The following is an 18,341-nucleotide window of genomic DNA, read 5'->3' as shown; positions in this document are numbered from 1 at the left end:
AGCAAAATCCTATATTTTCCATTATTTTTGCCGAAAATTAGTGAATGGGGTTTAAGAATGAGATAGAGCGACGACGTACCTTTGGGATTATATCACATCCGGATGCAGGAAAAACAACGCTTACGGAAAAATTATTACTTTTTGGAGGTGCAATCCAAGAGGCAGGTGCTGTAAAAAACAATAAAATTAAAAAAACAGCAACGAGTGACTTTATGGAGATTGAGCGTCAAAGGGGAATATCGGTGGCGACCTCTGTTTTGGCCTTTATGTACAAGGATAAAAAAATAAATATCCTGGATACTCCCGGACACAAGGATTTTGCAGAGGACACTTTTAGGACCCTCACCGCCGTTGATAGTGTCATTGTCGTCGTTGATGTCGCTAAAGGGGTGGAGGAGCAAACGGTAAAGCTGGTCGAGGTTTGTCGAATGCGAAATATTCCTATGATCGTGTTTATCAATAAGCTAGATAGGGAAGGAAAAGATGCTTTTGACTTGTTGGATGATTTAGAACAGAAATTGGGCTTATCGGTAACACCGCTGAGTTTCCCTATCGGAATGGGGTATGATTTTAAAGGTATCTATAACATATATGAAAAGAATATTAACCTTTTCAGTGGGGATAGCAAAAAAAACATTGAAGATACTATTGCATTCGATGATATCGAAAATCCTGAATTGGAAACCATTATTGGCGAAAAAGCCGCACAACAATTAAGGGATAACCTTGAACTGGTGCATGGTGTCTATTCCCCATTTCATAAAGAAAGTTATTTGAAAGGGGAACAGCAGCCTGTATTTTTTGGGTCTGCCCTTAACAATTTCGGCGTTCGCGAATTACTAGATTGTTTCATCCAAATAGCCCCCTCACCTAGGCCAAAGATGGCTGAGGAACGGCTGGTACATCCCAATGAAAAAGAACTTTCGGGATTCGTTTTCAAAATACATGCCAATATGGACCCCAAGCACCGTGACCGGCTCGCCTTTGTTAAAATAGTATCGGGCACCTTTGAACGCAACAAACCTTATCTGCACGTACGTCAAGGTAAGAAGTTGAAATTCTCAAGCCCTAATGCTTTCTTTGCCGAAAAGAAAGAAATCGTCGATATTTCTTACCCAGGGGATATTGTGGGTTTACATGACACAGGGAATTTTAAGATCGGGGATACGCTGACCGAAGGGGAAATTTTGCATTATAAAGGGATCCCTAGTTTTTCCCCAGAGCATTTTCGTTATATCAACAATGCTGACCCGATGAAATCGAAACAATTGGGTAAGGGAATAGACCAACTTATGGATGAGGGGGTTGCCCAATTATTCACTTTGGAACTGAACGGGCGAAAGGTTATCGGTACTGTAGGGGCATTGCAGTTCGAAGTTATCCAGTATCGTTTGGAACACGAATACGGGGCTAAATGTTCTTATGAAAACTTTCCTGTCTATAAAGCGTGCTGGGTAGAAGCGAAAGACCCCAAAAACGAGGAATTTAAAGAATTCAAAAGGGTAAAGCAAAAATTCTTGGCCAAAGACAAACAAAAACAATTGGTATTCTTGGCCGATTCCCAATTCTCGTTACAAATGACCCAACAAAAATATCCTTCGGTAAAACTGCATTTTACTTCTGAGTTTTAAGAAGATGATGAAGCGGTAAGGAAAAAACGTATTATAACTGGTCATTTACGGACAAACCTTATACTCTTTAAAACACCAAACCCTTTGCTGGTCGCAAAGGGTTTGTATTTTTAAGCCTCTCCTGTAGGTCCAAAATTAATGGGTACTGGAGGTTGTTCATAATCCTTGATCGTGCCATGGGCTTTTTCAAATCGACTAACGTTATCACTCAATGCCTTTAAAAATTTCTTGGCATGTTGTGGCGTCAATACAATTCTACTTTTGACTTTGGCTTTTGGAGCCCCAGGCATTAAACTGATAAAGTCAACTACAAATTCAGAAACCGAATGATTAATAATGGCTAAATTGGCATATGTGCCTTCAGCCGTTTTTTCGTCTAACTCAATATTAATCTGCTTTTGTTTTTTCTCCTTATCACTCATAGGTTACGATTAAAATTTCAATGCTTCCTTACGAGCCATGATCTCATCATACTCTTCTTTGGAACCAACTATGATACTTTCATAATCCCTCATACCTGTTCCTGCAGGTATTTTATGACCCACAATCACATTTTCCTTCAATCCTTCTAGCGTATCCACTTTACCACTTACAGCGGCTTCGTTCAATACTTTGGTCGTTTCTTGGAATGATGCTGCAGAAATAAAGGATTTAGTCTGTAACGATGCTCTCGTGATCCCTTGTAAGATAGGCGTTGCAGTTGCCGCTACGGCATCCCTTGCTTCGACTAACGATTTATCCGCTCTTTTTAGAATTGAATTCTCGTCTCTTAGCTCACGCGCCGTAATTATTTGACCAGCCCTAAGATTTTCAGACTCCCCAGCTTCAACAACGACCTTTTTACCAAAAATCTCATCGTTTTCAACGATAAAGTCGGATTTATGTACTAATTGATTTTCCAAGAAAATAGTATCTCCCGGATCTTCAATTCGAACTTTTCGCATCATTTGACGTACTACAACCTCAAAATGCTTATCGTTGATCTTCACTCCTTGTAATCGATATACCTCTTGTACCTCATTAACCAAATACTGTTGTACGGCAGAAGGTCCTTTTATCGCGAGAATATCCTCTGGTGTGATTGATCCATCGGATAGAGGCATACCGGCTCGCACATAATCATTTTCTTGTACCAAAATCTGATTCGACAGCTTCACCAAATACTTTTTGACCTCGCCCAGCTTGGACTCGATAATGATTTCTCGGTTACCTCGTTTGATCTTACCAAATGAAACAACACCGTCTATTTCGGACACAACGGCCGGATTAGATGGGTTTCTGGCTTCGAACAACTCGGTTACCCTCGGAAGACCTCCTGTAATATCTCCTGCCTTAGCAGATTTACGAGGTATCTTGACCAAGATCTTACCTTCCTTGATCTTGTCACCGTCATCTACCATCAGGTGTGAACCAACTGGCAGGTTATAAGAACGCAAAACTTCGTCTTTATTGTTCATAATCAACAATGTAGGAATAAGCTTCTTGTTCCTTGATTCGGAAATCACTTTTTCTTGGAATCCTGTCTGCTCATCGATCTCTACCTGATAGGTAACACCTTGCTCAATGTTTTCATAAGCAATTTTACCTGGGAATTCTGATACAATGACACCATTATAGGGATCCCACTGACAAATGACCTCATTACTCTTTACTTTGGCACCGTTCTTTATAAACAATTGCGACCCGTACGGAATATTATTCGTACTTAGTGTTATACCGGTTTTGGAATCAACTATTTTAATTTCGGAGGTTCTGGAAATTACAATATCCATTGCTTTGCCTTCACCATCTTCACTCTTTACAGTTCTTAAATCTTCGATTTCAGCAATACCATCGAACTTAGCAGTCAACTTATTCTCCTCGGATATATTTCCTGCAATACCCCCAACATGGAAGGTACGAAGAGTCAACTGTGTACCTGGTTCACCAATGGATTGGGCAGCAACAACACCTACAGCCTCTCCTCTTTGCACCATTTTATTGGTGGAAAGATTTCTGCCATAACATTTTGCACAAATACCTTTTTCGGCTTCACAAGTCAATGCAGATCGCACTTCAACTTTTTCAATTGGGGATGCTTCAATCTTCTTGACATCAGCTTCCATGATTTGCTGTCCAGCCGTCACGAGAAGTTCATCGGTCAACGGATTATGGACATCATGAAGGGAAACCCTTCCAAGAATCCTTTCCCCTAAAGTTTCCACAATTTCCTCGTTTTTCTTTAAAGACTCAACTGCAATACCTCGAAGTGTTTCACAATCTTCGGTGTTAACAATGACATCTTGGGATACATCAACTAAACGACGCGTCAAGTAACCTGCATCTGCCGTTTTTAAAGCTGTATCCGCAAGTCCCTTACGGGCACCATGCGTTGAAATAAAATATTCCAAGATCGATAATCCCTCCTTAAAGTTGGAAAGGATCGGGTTTTCGATAATTTCCCCTCCACCTGCAGTGGATTTTTTAGGCTTTGCCATTAATCCTCGCATTCCGGTCAACTGGCGAATCTGTTCTTTAGAACCCCTTGCCCCAGAATCCAACATCATATATACCGAGTTGAAACCTTGTTGGTCCTCCCGGATACGCTTCATTGCCAATTCGGTCAACATAGCGTTCGTAGAAGTCCATACGTCGATAACCTGATTATAACGTTCATTATTGGTAATAAGTCCCATATTGTAATTGGCCATAATACCATCTACCTGAACATTGGCCTCATCGATCATCGATTGTTTTTCAGGCGGTATTATAATATCACCCAAACTAAAGGATAGACCTCCTTTAAAGGCGAATTCATATCCCATGGTTTTAATCTTATCCAAGAAATCAGCAGTCGTAGGAACATCTGTTACGGCAAGGATCTTACCGATAATATCCCGCAATGATTTTTTATTCAATACATCATTGATATAACCTGCTTGTTCAGGAACTTCCATGTTGAATAGCACCCTACCAACGGTTGTTGGAATAATCTGGTTCACTAATTCACCTTCTTCATTAAAATCTTTTGCTCTGACTTTTATCCCTGCATTAAGATTTACCTTTCCTTCATTGAAAGCAATTTCTACTTCTTCATAAGAATAAAAAGTCAGTCCCTCTCCAATAACCGGAACTTCTGGAGTGGATTTTCTTTCTTTGGTCATGTAGTACAGCCCTAAAACCATATCCTGGGAAGGTACCGTAATAGGCGAACCGTTGGCAGGGTTCAAAATATTATGCGATGCAAGCATCAACAATTGGGATTCCAAAATAGCTTCAGGGCCCAATGGCAAATGGACCGCCATCTGATCCCCATCAAAATCCGCATTAAAGGCGGTACAAACCAATGGGTGTAGGCGTATTGCTTTACCTTCAATCAATTTGGGCTGAAAAGCCTGGATACCTAAACGGTGTAATGTAGGGGCACGGTTAAGTAATACAGGATGCCCTTTAAGAACGTTCTCCAATATATCCCATACAACCGGTTCTTTCTTATCTATTATCTTTTTGGCCGATTTAACCGTTTTTACGATACCTCTTTCAATCAACTTACGTATAACGAAAGGTTTGTATAGCTCCGCAGCCATATCTTTTGGAAGTCCACACTCGAATAATTTCAATTCGGGACCTACAACGATTACCGAACGGGCAGAATAATCTACACGTTTACCTAAAAGGTTTTGGCGGAAACGCCCTTGCTTACCTTTTAAAGAATCTGAAAGTGACTTTAATGGTCTGTTCGATTCGGTTTTTACAGCTGATGCTTTTCTCGTATTATCAAATAAGGAATCTACGGCTTCTTGAAGCATTCGTTTCTCATTTCTAAGAATTACCTCTGGAGCCTTGATCTCTACTAAACGCTTTAGACGATTATTTCTGATGATAACCCTTCTATAAAGGTCATTTAGATCCGAGGTAGCGAAACGACCACCATCCAATGGTACCAAAGGACGAAGTTCCGGTGGTATGACAGGAATCACCTTCATAATCATCCACTCAGGTCTATTGTCCCTATTATCCTGCGATTCCCGCAAAGCTTCAACTACCTGAAGACGTTTTAACGCCTCTGTCTTACGTTGTTTAGATGTTTCGGTATTGGCTTTGTGCCTTAGTTCGTATGATAATTCCTTGAGATCGATCCGTGCCAATAAATCAATTAAACACTCAGCTCCCATTTTTGCGATAAACTTATTAGGGTCTGAATCCTCTAAATATTGATTTTCCTGTGGAATTGATTCCAAGATGTTCAAATATTCCTCTTCGGTCAAGAAGTCCATCTTGTTCACTTCTTCCCCTTCAGGACCTTTTGCAATACCTGGTTGAATCACTACATAACGCTCGTAGTAAATGATCATATCCAATTTCTTGGAAGGTAGTCCTAAAAGGTATCCTATTTTATTTGGCAAGGAACGGAAGTACCAGATATGGGCAACAGGAACCACCAAATTGATATGTCCAACCCTGTCTCTTCTAACTTTCTTCTCGGTAACCTCAACACCGCATCGATCACATACAATACCTCGGTAACGTATACGCTTATATTTTCCACAGGCACATTCATAATCCTTTACAGGACCGAATATACGTTCGCAGAAAAGTCCGTCTCGTTCGGGCTTATGCGTTCTATAGTTTATGGTTTCCGGTTTCAAGACCTCACCCCTTGACTCTGCCAAAATTGCTTCCGGCGAAGCCAAACCAATGGAAATCTTATTAAACCTTTTTTGTGGTGTATTATCGTGTATTCTAGCCATAATGTACTATGCTACTAAATTATAATGTGTGTTCTAAAACTATTCTTCCAATCTGATATCCAAACCTAAACCTTTAAGTTCGTGCATGAGTACGTTGAAAGATTCTGGCAATCCAGGTTCTGGCATGGTCTCTCCCTTAACGATCGACTCATAGGTTTTAGCCCTACCGATTACATCATCGGACTTCACTGTGAGTATTTCACGTAATGTTGCTGATGCCCCATAGGCTTCCAATGCCCAAACTTCCATCTCTCCAAAACGCTGTCCACCAAATTGTGCCTTACCACCAAGAGGTTGTTGTGTAATTAAAGAATATGGTCCTATAGAACGGGCGTGCATCTTATCATCTACCATATGACCTAATTTCAACATGTAGATTACCCCGACAGTTGCCGGCTGATCGAACCTTTGCCCAGTACCACCGTCATATAGATAAGTGTGGCCGTACCTTGGTATCCCAGCTTCATCGGTATAGGCATTGATCTCGTCTAAAGTAGCTCCATCAAATATTGGTGTAGCATACTTTTTACCTAATTTAAGTCCTGCCCATCCAAGAACAGTTTCATAAATCTGACCAATGTTCATACGCGATGGTACACCTAGTGGATTCAATACAATATCTACTGGAGTACCGTCTTCCAAGAATGGCATATCTTCCTGACGTACGATTCTAGAGACAATACCCTTATTACCGTGTCGCCCGGCCATTTTATCACCTACTTTTAGTTTACGCTTCTTGGCTATATATACTTTGGCCAATTTCATAATCCCCGCTGGTAATTCATCACCAACAGAAATCGTGAATTTATCCCTTCTCAAGTTCCCTTGAAGGTCATTAAGCTTAATCTTATAGTTGTGCAATAGGTCAGCCACCAAAACATTGGTATCCTTGTCGGTCGTCCAAGTACCGGCTACAAGATGCGCAAAATCATCAACGGAATTCAACATCTTCATGGTGTATTTCTTGCCTTTTGGAAGGACTTCCTCTCCCAAATCGTTCAATACGCCTTGTGATGTCTTACCATTGATCAAGGTGAATAGTTTTTCAACCAATACATCCTTTAGCTGTTGGAATTTTACCTCGTACTCCATTTCCAGGTTAGAAATCGCTTCCTTATCCTCGGAACGCTTACGCTTATCTTTGATAGATCTTGAAAACAATTTCTTGTCAATCACAACACCTCTAAGCGATGGAGAAGCTTTCAAGGACGCATCCTTAACATCACCCGCCTTATCGCCAAAGATGGCACGAAGTAATTTTTCCTCAGGTGTTGGATCTGATTCCCCTTTTGGGGTAATCTTACCTATAAGGATATCCCCAGGTTTAACTTCAGCGCCTATACGAATCATGCCGTTTTCGTCAAGGTCCTTGGTAGCCTCTTCAGAAACATTGGGAATATCATGTGTCAATTCCTCTGCGCCTAATTTGGTGTCCCTAACCTCCAAAGCATATTCATCAACATGTATTGATGTAAATATATCTTCCCGCACCACTTTTTCAGAAATTACGATGGCATCCTCAAAGTTATACCCTTTCCAAGGCATAAAGGCCACGGTGAGGTTTCTACCAAGTGCAAGCTCCCCTTTTTCAGTGGCATATCCTTCACATAACACTTGTCCCTTATTGACTTTATCACCTTTCTTAACAATCGGTTTCAGGTTGATACTCGTGCCTTGGTTGGTTTTTCTGAATTTCACCAAATTATAGGATTTTTCATCCTCATCGAAGCTGATCAATCTTTCTGTATCGGATCGATTGTACTTTATGGTGATTTTTTGCGCATCGACATACTCGATGACCCCATCGCCTTCGGCGTTGATCAATACCCTGGAATCAGAAGCAACTTGTCTTTCCAGTCCAGTTCCTACTATAGGTGATTGTGGTTTTAATAAAGGTACCGCTTGCCGCATCATGTTGGATCCCATCAAGGCACGGTTCGCATCATCATGTTCCAAGAAAGGAATCAAGGAAGCTGAAATCGAGGCTATCTGGTTTGGGGCAACATCAGTATAGTTTACCTCTTTAGGATCTACCACTGGGAAATCACCTTCTTCCCTAGCAATTACTTTATCAGAATCAATAGTACCATTCCCCTTAAGCGGAATATTCGCTTGGGCAATTTTCATACCTTCCTCCTCCTCGGCACTTAGATAGATATGATCATTTACATCTACCTTGGAATCATTTACCTTACGGTAAGGAGTTTCCAAGAAGCCCATAGGATTCACTTTCGCAAAAACAGCAAGAGAAGAAATTAAACCAATATTTGGTCCTTCCGGTGTTTCGATAGGACATAATCTCCCGTAGTGTGTATAATGAACATCACGAACCTCGAAACCGGCCCTTTCTCTTGAAAGTCCGCCTGGCCCAAGTGCCGATAGTCTACGCTTGTGCGTTATCTCGGCCAGTGGGTTGGTCTGGTCCATGAACTGCGACAACTGGTTCGTACCAAAAAATGAATTGATTACCGAAGACAAGGTCTTGGCATTAATCAAATCTATCGGTGTAAAGACCTCGTTATCACGAACGTTCATACGCTCACGAATGGTTCTCGCCATACGGGCAAGACCCACACCAAATTGTGATGACAATTGCTCGCCCACTGTTCGAACACGACGGTTCGAAAGGTGGTCGATATCATCGATCTCAGCTTTGGAGTTGATCAGCTCGATTAAATATTTGATGATGGTTATGATATCTTCCTTGGTCAAGACTTGCTTGTCCATACCAATATCCAACCCTAATTTCTTGTTCATTCTATAACGGCCTACTTCACCTAAGTTGTATCGTTGATCGGAGAAGAACAGTTTGTCGATAATGCCACGAGCCGTTTCCTCATCGGGCGGTTCAGCGTTACGCAATTGGCGATATATATGTTCTACAGCCTCTTTCTCAGAGTTTGTAGGGTCTTTTTGTAAAGTATTGTGGATGATTGCATAATCCGATTGTGCGTTATTCTCTTTGTGCAAAAGAATGGTCTTCACATCCGTTTCCAAAATCTCTTCGATATGATCCTTTTCCAAAACCGTATCACGATCTAGTATAATCTCATTTCTTTCAATGGATACAACCTCACCCGTATCTTCATCCACGAAATCTTCATGCCAGGTGTTCAATACCCTTGCGGCCAATTTACGGCCTAGGACCTTTTTTAATCCGGCTTTTGAAACTTTTACCTCCTCGGAAAGATCGAATATTTCAAGGATATCCTTGTCACTCTCAAATCCTATTGCCCTGAACAATGTGGTTACAGGTAATTTTTTCTTTCTATCGATATAGGCATACATAACACCATTGATATCGGTAGCAAATTCAATCCAAGATCCTTTGAAAGGAATTACCCTTGCGGAGTACAATTTTGTACCATTGGCATGGAATGATTGTCCGAAAAATACACCGGGAGAACGATGTAATTGTGAAACAACGACACGCTCTGCGCCATTAATGACAAATGTACCACTTGGGGTCATATAAGGAATCGTACCCAAATACACATCTTGTACGATTGTCTCAAAATCTTCATGTTCCGGATCTGTACAATATAATTTTAATCTAGCTTTTAATGGCACGCTATAGGTTAGCCCACGCTCAATACATTCTTGAATCGAATATCTTGGTGGATCTATGAAATAATCGAGAAATTCCAACACAAATTGGTTTCTTGTATCTGTTATTGGAAAGTTTTCCATGAAGGTATTGTATAAACCTTCAGTGCCCCTTTCGTCAGATTTTGTTTCAAGTTGAAAAAAATCTTGAAATGATTTAATCTGAATGTCCAAGAAATCCGGATATTCCGGTGTGTTCTTAGCGGATGCAAAATTTATTCTCTCAGTCTGATTTGTGAACATCTATGGACAAAATTTTGATCGTGAATACTAATGGGTCGTATATGACTTCATATACTTAATGCATAAAAAGGCTTAGGTCTAACCACAAATAGCGGTAAGACCTAAACCCAAACTGTTATGGTAGTAGCGACTATTTAAGCTCAACTTCTGCTCCTGCTTCTTCCAATGATTTTTTAATACCTTCAGCTTCGTCTTTAGCGATACCTTCCTTAACGGCCTTAGGTGCGCTATCAACAATATCCTTTGCATCTTTCAAACCTAAACCAGTCAATTCCTTAACCAATTTTACAACTGCCAATTTAGAGGCACCAGCGGCTTTTAAAATTACATCGAATTCTGTTTTTTCCTCAACAGCCTCACCACTTTCAGCGGCTCCGCCACCAGCGGCAACAGCCACTGCAGCAGCTGCAGGCTCGATGCCATACTCATCTTTTAATATATCGGCCAACTCATTAACCTCTTTTACGGTCAAGTTAACCAATTGTTCTGCGAAATCTTTTAAATCTGCCATTTTTCTATCGTTTAATAAAATTTTAAAATATAATTATTTAAGTGCGTACTATTCCCTTTCTGATAATGTCTTAAGGATACCTGCGAGTTTTCCCCCACCGGATTTAAGACCAGAGATAACATTCTTGGCTGGTGATTGCAACAAGCCAATAATTTCCCCGATCATTTCCTCTTTGGATTTTATACTTACCAAAGTATCCAATTTGTCATCACCAATAAATACGGCTTCCTCAACGAAAGCACCTTTCAACAAAGGCTTATCTGTTTTTTTTCTAAAAGTCTTGATAAGTTTTGCCGGACCGTTTCCTACCTCTGAAAACATCAATGATGTATTTCCTTTTAAAACAACAGGAAGTTCGCCGAAATCTTTTTCGGAAGCTTCCATTGCTTTGGCAAGGAGTGTGTTCTTAACTACTGCAAGTTTAATATTGGCCTTGAAACACGCTCTTCGTAAATTTGAAGTCGTGGTCGCGTCCAACCCTGAAATATCAGCTAAATAAATAGTTGAATTTTCGGCTAACTGAGCAGTTAAATCTTCTATAACGTTTAATTTTTCTTCTCTTGTCATAATTAAAATTTTGAACTACCAGTTACTTAAACTGTTTTTGGATCTAATTGAACACTGGGGCTCATGGTACTGGACATGAAGATACTTTTCATATAAACACCTTTGGACGCGGACGGTTTCAATTTGTTCAAGGTTTCCAATAATTCCTTAGCATTACCGGCAATCTTATCTACAGGGAAAGATGCCTTTCCTATTGCAGCATGAACAATTCCCGTCTTATCTACCTTGAAATCGATTTTACCAGCCTTTACCTCAGATACCGCCTTGGCCACATCCATTGTAACCGTTCCTGTTTTTGGATTGGGCATTAAACCCCTTGGTCCTAAAACCCGACCTAAAGGCCCTAGTTTACCCATAACGCTCGGCATGGTGATTATCACATCAACATCCGTCCAACCGTTTTTGATTTTTTCCAAATACTCGTCTAACCCAACATAATCTGCACCGGCTTCTGTAGCCTCCGCTTCTTTGTCTGGGGTTACCAAAGCCAAAACCTTTACATCCTTACCTGTACCATGTGGAAGTGTAACCACCCCACGAACCATTTGGTTCGCTTTTCTTGGATCTACCCCCAAACGCACGGCCAAATCAATGGATGCATCGAATTTTGTATTGGTTATCTCTTTTATTAAAGCTGATCCCTCTGTAATTGAATATAATTTTTCTTTATCAATTTTAGCATGGGCCTCTTTTTGCTTCTTTGTTAACTTTGCCATTTAATTGCTTTTTAAGATTTTAAAAAGGTCGTTTACCTGAAACCTTCATACCCATTGAACGCGCTGTACCGGCTACCATACTCATTGCCGATTCTACGGTAAATGCATTGAGGTCGACCATTTTATCTTCAGCAATTGCCTTGATTTGGTCCCAGGTTACGCTACCTAGTTTTACCCTGTTAGGTTCGCCAGATCCTTTCTTAATCTTAGCTGCTTCCAAAAGTTGAACTGCCGCTGGCGGTGTCTTTACGATAAAGTCGAACGACTTATCTTTATATACCGTGATAACAACTGGTAGAACCTTTCCAGGTTTATCCTGCGTACGAGCATTGAACTGCTTACAGAATTCCATGATGTTAACGCCGGCAGCACCTAAGGCGGGTCCAACCGGTGGCGATGGATTCGCTGCACCTCCCCTAACTTGTAGTTTAACTACTTTACCTACTTCTTTTGCCATTGTTTAAAATTAAATTTAAAGTGTGTCTTTAGGAAGCAACACAACTTTTATATATGTAACACTATTATTATACTTTTTCAACCTGCATATAGCTTAACTCTAACGGTGTCTTTCTTCCGAAAATCTTAACCATTACCTCAAGCTTTCTTTTTTCTTCATTGATTTTCTCAACTGTACCGTTAAAACCATTGAAAGGTCCATCTATAACCTTGACCGTTTCTCCGTGAACGAAAGGTATGGCTACGCTATCGGTGTTAACGGCCAATTCATCTACCTTACCTAACATGCGGTTAACTTCCGATTTTCGCAATGGCACCGGATCTCCCCCTTTTGTTTCACCTAAAAAACCGATTACGTTGGTTATTGAACGAATAATATGAATCATTTCCCCGCCCAAATTGGCCTTGATCATTATATAACCTGGAAAATAGACCCTTTCTTTATTTATTTTCTTTCCATTTCTGATTTGGACTACTTTTTCTGTAGGTACCAAAACTTCTTCTAAGTAATCGGAAAACCCTAGCCTTGCGACCTCACTTTCTATGTAGCCTTTGATTTTATTCTCTTGACCACTGACTGCCCTTACCACATACCATTTTTTTTCCAATACTTCTGACATAAGGCTTAACTTAATTTAAAACGTTGGTGAAATAAAGTTTGATCAATTTACTGAAGACCGTATCAACGCCCCAAGTGGCCAACGCAAATAAGATAGAAAATACTGCAACCACCACCATTAAGTTCGACGATTCCGACTTTGAAGGCAAGGTAACATTGTTCCTTAACTCCTCAACTGATTCCTTTATATACGTCAACATTTGCTAAACTCTTTTAATTAAACAGGCAAAAATGCCTTTGTAAATCTTGGGGTATTTCTATTCCATTTTTGCACGGGAGGAGAGACTCGAACTCCCGACACCTGGTTTTGGAGACCAGTGCTCTACCAACTGAGCTACACCCGTTTATATTTACATTGAAAGGTATCCCGCAATTGCGGGACACCTTATATACAACCTAGTATTTTATGATTTTAATCTAAAATCTTGGTTACCTGACCAGCACCCACTGTTCTACCACCTTCACGGATAGCGAAACGTAAACCTACGCTCAATGCGATTGGCTGAATCAAATCAACAGTAATAGTAAGGTTATCTCCAGGCATTACCATTTCAACACCACTTGGAAGACTAATGTTACCGGTAACATCTGTAGTTCTTACGTAGAATTGTGGACGGTAGTTATTATGAAATGGCGTATGACGGCCACCTTCTTCTTTCTTAAGGATGTAAACCTCAGCCTCGAATTTAGCATGTGGCTTAACAGAACCTGGCTTACATATAACCATACCTCTGCTTATCTGTGCTTTTTCAATACCTCTTAATAAGATACCAACGTTATCACCAGCTTCACCTCTGTCCAAAATCTTACGGAACATTTCAACCCCTGTAATTGTTGAAGTCAACTTTTCAGCACCCATACCGATAATATCAACTGGATCACCAGTATTGGCAACTCCTGTTTCGATACGCCCTGTTGCAACAGTACCACGACCTGTAATCGTAAATACATCTTCGACTGGCATTAAGAAATCTTTCTCTATATCCCTTTTTGGCAACTCTATCCACTCATCGACAGCATTCATTAATTCCATTACGGTATCAACCCATTTTTGCTCACCGTTCAAAGCACCAAGCGCAGAACCAGCGATTACAGGGCCGTTGTCACCATCATACTCATAAAAAGAAAGCAATTCCCTTACTTCCATTTCAACAAGCTCTATTAATTCCTCGTCATCGACCATGTCTACTTTGTTCATGAAAACAACAATTCTAGGAATACCTACCTGGCGACCTAAAAGTATGTGCTCACGAGTTTGTGGCATTGGGCCATCTGTTGCAGCAACCACCAATATGGCGCCATCCATTTGGGCAGCACCTGTTACCATGTTCTTCACGTAATCCGCGTGACCAGGACAATCAACGTGTGCATAATGGCGTTTCGCCGTAGAGTATTCAACATGGGCCGTGTTGATGGTGATCCCTCTTTCTTTTTCTTCAGGAGCGTTGTCGATAGAATCGAAACTTCTCACCTCAGATAATCCTGCGTTAGCCAATACTGTAGTAATAGCGGCAGTCAATGTAGTTTTACCGTGATCTACGTGTCCAATGGTACCGATATTTAAGTGCGGTTTGGAACGATCAAATGTTGCCTTTGCCATATTTAATAATTTTAATCTTAGTTATATATTAGTGTACAATTTATGCTTTAAATGAGCCAACGACGGGAATTGAACCCGTGACCTCTTCCTTACCAAGGAAACGCTCTACCCCTGAGCTACGTCGGCTTGTTGGGTTCTAGGTTGATGCTACATGTTTCTTGACAAACCAAAACAACATCGAAATTACAACAAACGTTAACCCATGGTTTTTGAGTATTGGACCGAGCTCATTAGAACTTGCCCAGAAACGATACAAACTTTTCCTTACTACTCAAGATCACATCAAAAGAACCTGTTCTTTTGATACCTATGGCAGGAGCCTAGGTTTACCTCGACCCTGCTCGGAACAGGTTTCTCAACCTAATCTCACAACACCTTGAACTGCTCTATCTGAACCAAATTCTCGATGTCAAGAAAATTCTTTGAGCGGGAGACCGGGTTCGAACCGGCGACATTCAGCTTGGAAGGCTGACGCTCTACCAACTGAGCTACTCCCGCATTTTTTATATTCCAATTTTCGACCTCCACATCCCAATCCCAGTTTGCTGGCATTAGTTTTATGGAATTTGCTATTTCCAATCATGATGGGAAGAGCAGCCCCGACGTTCCGGGAGCATCTGCATTCCACACACTTTAGTGGGGAGAGCAGGATTCGAACCTGCGAAGACATAGTCAGCAGATTTACAGTCTGCCCTCGTTGGCCGCTTGAGTATCTCCCCGATACTTTTTTTAAAGAACTTTTGAGCCGATAGAGGGACTCGAACCCACGACCTGCTGATTACAAATCAGCTGCTCTAGCCAGCTGAGCTACATCGGCCTATCAACACTTTTTTACGCATAAAAAAGTCCGCTATTTCTAACGGACTGCAAATGTATATATTTATTTGTTTAAACAAAATAAATTTGGGAAAATTTTCATTACACCTTTTCGCGTTGCATTTCCTTTATTTTTTTGAGTTTCCTTTCCAAGGAACTACAGGCCGAATCGATTGCTTCCTCAAAAGATTTACATTGCTTTCTGACAATGAATCTATCCTTGGGTACATTTAGTCTAATATCCACAATCTTATTTTCTTTTGAGCTGGTATTCTCAACTTTCAAATAAATATCCGCACTTATAACTTTATCATAGAAAGTTTCTAATTTATCCAAGCGATTCTGGACAAAATCCAACAACTTTCGGTCTGCATTGAAATTAACTGATTGCGCATTTACTTTCATAGGCTAAAATTTAAAATGTTAAACGATTTTATGGCCCTTGCGATTTTTTACCCCTTGGGTGGGCCGATGTATGTATTTTTTTAAGTTCAGCAATACTATTGTGTGTATAAACTTGTGTCGAAGCTAGACTTGAATGGCCCAGCAACTCTTTTACTGAATTTAAATCCGCCCCCTTGTTGAGTAAATGGGTTGCAAAGGTATGTCTCAATATATGAGGGCTTCTTTTGACCTTGGAGGATACCATACTAAAATACCCATTTATAATTCTATAAACAAGGGTTTCGTATATTTTATTGCCAGAACCGGTAAGAAAAATGAACTCCTTGTCCCTTATGCATTCCAATCGATTTCGGCACGGCAAATAGGACATGAACAGTTCAACCGTAGGCAGCAGCAATGGTACTATACGTTCCTTGTTTCGTTTACCCAATACCTTAATTGATCTTTCGGCAAGTTTAACATCGCCCATTTTGAGATTGATCAATTCCGATCTTCTTATCCCTGTTGTATAGAGCAATTCGATAATCAACTTATCGCGCCTTCCTTCAAAATCATCGGCAAAAGGTATTTGTGATAATACACGTTGCATCTCTTCCTCTGAAAATGGCACTTCGATTTTTTTCGATGTTTTTAGGGCTTTATGTTTAGCAAGGGGATTAACTTTAATCCTGCCTATTTGTTGTAGAAACTTATAATAGGCCTTCAAGGAAGCTATTTTTCTATTTATGGACCTATTCGATATCCGAGTATTTACTAGGGCAACTATCCAACTTCTTATTATTGAATATTCAACCTTATCGATATCTTCAAAACCATAATCAACGGAACAAAAATCAACAAACGATTGAATATCGTTCCCATATGCTTTTAAGGTATGTTCCGAGTAATTCTTTTCCAGACGTAAATAAGAAATAAACTTGGGTATCGACATACCACAAAGTTAGCAAAGCAATTAGTTAAAATAAAAAAATCCCATCTTTCGATGGGATTTTTATCAATAATTGTACACTGCCATATAAGGTCTTAGATTTCTTCTTGATCCCTTAAACCTTGAATGTATTGTGCTTTTTGTATTTGAGCTCGCCTTTGAACGGAAGGTTTCGTGAATTGCTGACGTTTACGCAATTGACGCATGGTGCCTGTCTTATCGAACTTTCGTTTAAAACGTTTTAAAGCTCTGTCTATGTTTTCTCCTTCTTTTATCGGTATTATTAACATGGGCTACAACCTCCTTTCTTTTATGATTAGGGGTGCAAATATAAAATGAATTAATGGAATAGCGGGCAACTATTTTAAAATATTTTTTGAGATGACCACTTTTTGGATTTCGGTAGTACCTTCCCCAATGGTGCAAAGTTTGGCATCTCTGTAAAACTTCTCAACTGGGAAGTCCTTGGTGTAACCATAACCACCATGTACCTGAACGGCCTCGTTGGCAATTTTAACACAAACCTCGGAAGCATACATTTTGGACATCGCACTTAATTTAGTCATTTTTCGACCTTCATTCTTAAGAAATGCAGCTTTATGCAGTAGCAACTCGGATGCCTCGATCTCTGTTGCCATATCGGCCAATTTAAAAGATATAGCTTGAAATTGGTTTATGGGTTTACCAAACTGTACCCTTTCCTTTGAATATTGTAATGCCGCCTCATAGGCTCCCTTTGAAATACCTAAAGACAATGCGCCTATAGATACCCTACCTCCATCCAACACCTTCATACTTTGAATGAAACCATCGCCTACATCGCCCAGTCTATTGGCATCTGGAATTCTACAATTATTGAATATCAGTTCTGCTGTTTCACTAGCTCGCATGCCTAATTTATTCTCCTTCTTACCACTGGAAAAACCTTGAGTACCTTTTTCAATGACAAAGGCAGTCATTCCGTGGCTATCACCCTTTTCCCCAGTTCTGGCAATTACTACGGATATATCCCCGCTGATGCCATGGGTTATAAAATTTTTAGCGCCATTCAAAACCCATTCATTACCCTCCTGTACTGCTGTAGTACTCATACCCCCAGCGTCAGATCCGGTATTATGCTCGGTCAATCCCCAGGCACCGATCCACTCACCAGTCGCCAATTTTGGAATCCATCGTTCCTTTTGGGTTTTATTGCCAAAAGTCAAAATATGATTAGTGCATAGTGAATTGTGGGCTGCTATCGATAACCCAATAGATGGGTCTACCTTGGAGATTTCCTCTAAAATGGCAATATACTCGTGGTATCCTAGACCAGAGCCTCCATATTCCTCTGGGACCAAAATACCCATAAATCCCATTTCGCCGGCTTTTTTAAAAAGATCAACCGGGAAAAATTGGGCTTCATCCCATTCCATAATATGGGGCCGAATATGTTGTTCCGCAAACTTCTTGGCAGCCGAAGCAACATGCTCTTGGGTTTCTGAGTAATCAAAACACATCGTATCTTTAAACA

15 protein-coding genes and 5 tRNA genes are annotated in these 18,341 nt (G+C 40.4%); 1 reads left to right on the top strand and 19 read right to left on the bottom strand.

The genetic code is table 11. The annotated features are described in order from the left end of the window. The first annotated feature begins 44 nt into the window (after nucleotides 1-44). Nucleotides 45-1,631, top strand: coding sequence for a peptide chain release factor 3 (locus tag HPE63_RS17170; protein ID WP_188315537.1), 1,587 nt, complete (start codon nucleotides 45-47; stop codon nucleotides 1,629-1,631). 110 nt (nucleotides 1,632-1,741) lie between these two features. Here the strand turns inward: HPE63_RS17170 and HPE63_RS17165 are convergent, their stop codons facing one another. The 19 genes from HPE63_RS17165 to HPE63_RS17075 form a co-directional block, all read right to left on the bottom strand. Continuing rightward, nucleotides 1,742-2,053 carry a DUF3467 domain-containing protein gene (locus HPE63_RS17165; protein ID WP_188315536.1) on the bottom strand — a complete coding sequence of 104 codons (312 nt, stop codon included), beginning with the start codon at nucleotides 2,051-2,053 and terminating at the stop codon, nucleotides 1,742-1,744. A gap of 9 nt (nucleotides 2,054-2,062) precedes the next feature. Continuing rightward, nucleotides 2,063-6,361, bottom strand: coding sequence for a DNA-directed RNA polymerase subunit beta' (gene rpoC, locus HPE63_RS17160; protein WP_188315535.1), 4,299 nt, complete (start codon nucleotides 6,359-6,361; stop codon nucleotides 2,063-2,065). A 39-nt stretch (nucleotides 6,362-6,400) separates the two neighbouring features. Continuing rightward, entirely contained in the window at nucleotides 6,401-10,210 is a 3,810-nt protein-coding gene (gene rpoB, locus HPE63_RS17155) for a DNA-directed RNA polymerase subunit beta (protein ID WP_188315534.1), read from the bottom strand. A 130-nt stretch (nucleotides 10,211-10,340) separates the two neighbouring features. Then, on the bottom strand, nucleotides 10,341-10,721 hold the full coding sequence (rplL, locus tag HPE63_RS17150) for a 50S ribosomal protein L7/L12 (RefSeq protein WP_188315533.1): 381 nt from the start codon (nucleotides 10,719-10,721) through the stop codon (nucleotides 10,341-10,343). 48 nt (nucleotides 10,722-10,769) lie between these two features. Continuing rightward, nucleotides 10,770-11,288 carry a 50S ribosomal protein L10 gene (gene rplJ / locus HPE63_RS17145; protein ID WP_188315532.1) on the bottom strand — a complete coding sequence of 173 codons (519 nt, stop codon included), beginning with the start codon at nucleotides 11,286-11,288 and terminating at the stop codon, nucleotides 10,770-10,772. 26 nt (nucleotides 11,289-11,314) lie between these two features. Then, nucleotides 11,315-12,004 (bottom strand): 50S ribosomal protein L1, encoded by a 690-nt coding sequence (gene rplA / locus HPE63_RS17140; RefSeq protein WP_188315531.1) that lies wholly within the window; start codon nucleotides 12,002-12,004, stop codon nucleotides 11,315-11,317. A gap of 19 nt (nucleotides 12,005-12,023) precedes the next feature. Next, nucleotides 12,024-12,461, bottom strand: a complete 438-nt coding sequence (gene rplK / locus HPE63_RS17135) for a 50S ribosomal protein L11 (protein ID WP_188315530.1) — start codon at nucleotides 12,459-12,461, stop codon at nucleotides 12,024-12,026. Nucleotides 12,462-12,528: 67 nt separating this feature from the next. Beyond that, complete coding sequence (gene nusG / locus HPE63_RS17130; protein WP_188315529.1) at nucleotides 12,529-13,080, bottom strand: transcription termination/antitermination protein NusG; 552 nt, start codon at nucleotides 13,078-13,080, stop codon at nucleotides 12,529-12,531. A gap of 10 nt (nucleotides 13,081-13,090) precedes the next feature. Further along, complete coding sequence (secE, locus tag HPE63_RS17125) at nucleotides 13,091-13,279, bottom strand: preprotein translocase subunit SecE (protein ID WP_188315528.1); 189 nt, start codon at nucleotides 13,277-13,279, stop codon at nucleotides 13,091-13,093. Nucleotides 13,280-13,350: 71 nt separating this feature from the next. Then, nucleotides 13,351-13,423, bottom strand: a tRNA-Trp gene (locus tag HPE63_RS17120). 68 nt (nucleotides 13,424-13,491) lie between these two features. Next, a complete protein-coding gene (gene tuf, locus HPE63_RS17115; RefSeq protein WP_188315527.1) occupies nucleotides 13,492-14,679 on the bottom strand; it encodes an elongation factor Tu in 1,188 nt (395 codons plus the stop codon). 54 nt (nucleotides 14,680-14,733) lie between these two features. Next, nucleotides 14,734-14,805, bottom strand: a tRNA-Thr gene (locus tag HPE63_RS17110). A 299-nt stretch (nucleotides 14,806-15,104) separates the two neighbouring features. Further along, a tRNA-Gly gene (locus HPE63_RS17105) sits at nucleotides 15,105-15,177 on the bottom strand. Nucleotides 15,178-15,316: 139 nt separating this feature from the next. After that, nucleotides 15,317-15,398: transfer RNA gene (locus tag HPE63_RS17100), tRNA-Tyr, on the bottom strand. Nucleotides 15,399-15,422: 24 nt separating this feature from the next. Beyond that, nucleotides 15,423-15,496 (bottom strand) — tRNA-Thr (locus HPE63_RS17095). A gap of 101 nt (nucleotides 15,497-15,597) precedes the next feature. After that, entirely contained in the window at nucleotides 15,598-15,900 is a 303-nt protein-coding gene (gene hpf, locus HPE63_RS17090) for a ribosome hibernation-promoting factor, HPF/YfiA family (RefSeq protein WP_188315526.1), read from the bottom strand. A 28-nt stretch (nucleotides 15,901-15,928) separates the two neighbouring features. Next, the gene (locus HPE63_RS17085) at nucleotides 15,929-16,831 is read right to left on the bottom strand and encodes a tyrosine-type recombinase/integrase (protein WP_188315525.1); all 903 of its coding nucleotides are present in this window, start codon (nucleotides 16,829-16,831) and stop codon (nucleotides 15,929-15,931) included. Between the two features lie 92 nt (nucleotides 16,832-16,923). Then, a complete protein-coding gene (gene rpsU, locus HPE63_RS17080) occupies nucleotides 16,924-17,118 on the bottom strand; it encodes a 30S ribosomal protein S21 (protein WP_109654682.1) in 195 nt (64 codons plus the stop codon). 69 nt (nucleotides 17,119-17,187) lie between these two features. Then, on the bottom strand, nucleotides 17,188-18,327 hold the full coding sequence (locus tag HPE63_RS17075) for an acyl-CoA dehydrogenase family protein (protein WP_188315545.1): 1,140 nt from the start codon (nucleotides 18,325-18,327) through the stop codon (nucleotides 17,188-17,190). Nucleotides 18,328-18,341: the final 14 nt, after the last annotated feature.

Source organism: Maribacter arenosus (assembly GCF_014610845.1).
GTDB classification, from domain to species: domain Bacteria; phylum Bacteroidota; class Bacteroidia; order Flavobacteriales; family Flavobacteriaceae; genus Maribacter_A; species Maribacter_A arenosus.
The sequence above is the reverse complement of the archived record's forward strand: the minus strand, read 5'-3'. Positions and strand labels throughout refer to the sequence as shown.

Excerpts from the sequence above, each read along its gene's own strand:
- HPE63_RS17170 (WP_188315537.1), top strand. The coding sequence starts at position 45 with ATGGGGTTTAAGAATGAGATAGAGCGACGACGTACCTTTGGGATTATA.
- HPE63_RS17165 (WP_188315536.1), bottom strand. The coding sequence starts at position 2,053 with ATGAGTGATAAGGAGAAAAAACAAAAGCAGATTAATATTGAGTTAGAC.
- rpoC (WP_188315535.1), bottom strand. The coding sequence starts at position 6,361 with ATGGCTAGAATACACGATAATACACCACAAAAAAGGTTTAATAAGATT.
- rpoB (WP_188315534.1), bottom strand. The coding sequence starts at position 10,210 with ATGTTCACAAATCAGACTGAGAGAATAAATTTTGCATCCGCTAAGAAC.
- rplL (WP_188315533.1), bottom strand. The coding sequence starts at position 10,721 with ATGGCAGATTTAAAAGATTTCGCAGAACAATTGGTTAACTTGACCGTA.
- rplJ (WP_188315532.1), bottom strand. The coding sequence starts at position 11,288 with ATGACAAGAGAAGAAAAATTAAACGTTATAGAAGATTTAACTGCTCAG.
- rplA (WP_188315531.1), bottom strand. The coding sequence starts at position 12,004 with ATGGCAAAGTTAACAAAGAAGCAAAAAGAGGCCCATGCTAAAATTGAT.
- rplK (WP_188315530.1), bottom strand. The coding sequence starts at position 12,461 with ATGGCAAAAGAAGTAGGTAAAGTAGTTAAACTACAAGTTAGGGGAGGT.
- nusG (WP_188315529.1), bottom strand. The coding sequence starts at position 13,080 with ATGTCAGAAGTATTGGAAAAAAAATGGTATGTGGTAAGGGCAGTCAGT.
- secE (WP_188315528.1), bottom strand. The coding sequence starts at position 13,279 with ATGTTGACGTATATAAAGGAATCAGTTGAGGAGTTAAGGAACAATGTT.
- tuf (WP_188315527.1), bottom strand. The coding sequence starts at position 14,679 with ATGGCAAAGGCAACATTTGATCGTTCCAAACCGCACTTAAATATCGGT.
- hpf (WP_188315526.1), bottom strand. The coding sequence starts at position 15,900 with ATGAAAGTAAATGCGCAATCAGTTAATTTCAATGCAGACCGAAAGTTG.
- HPE63_RS17085 (WP_188315525.1), bottom strand. The coding sequence starts at position 16,831 with ATGTCGATACCCAAGTTTATTTCTTATTTACGTCTGGAAAAGAATTAC.
- rpsU (WP_109654682.1), bottom strand. The coding sequence starts at position 17,118 with ATGTTAATAATACCGATAAAAGAAGGAGAAAACATAGACAGAGCTTTA.
- HPE63_RS17075 (WP_188315545.1), bottom strand. The coding sequence starts at position 18,327 with ATGTGTTTTGATTACTCAGAAACCCAAGAGCATGTTGCTTCGGCTGCC.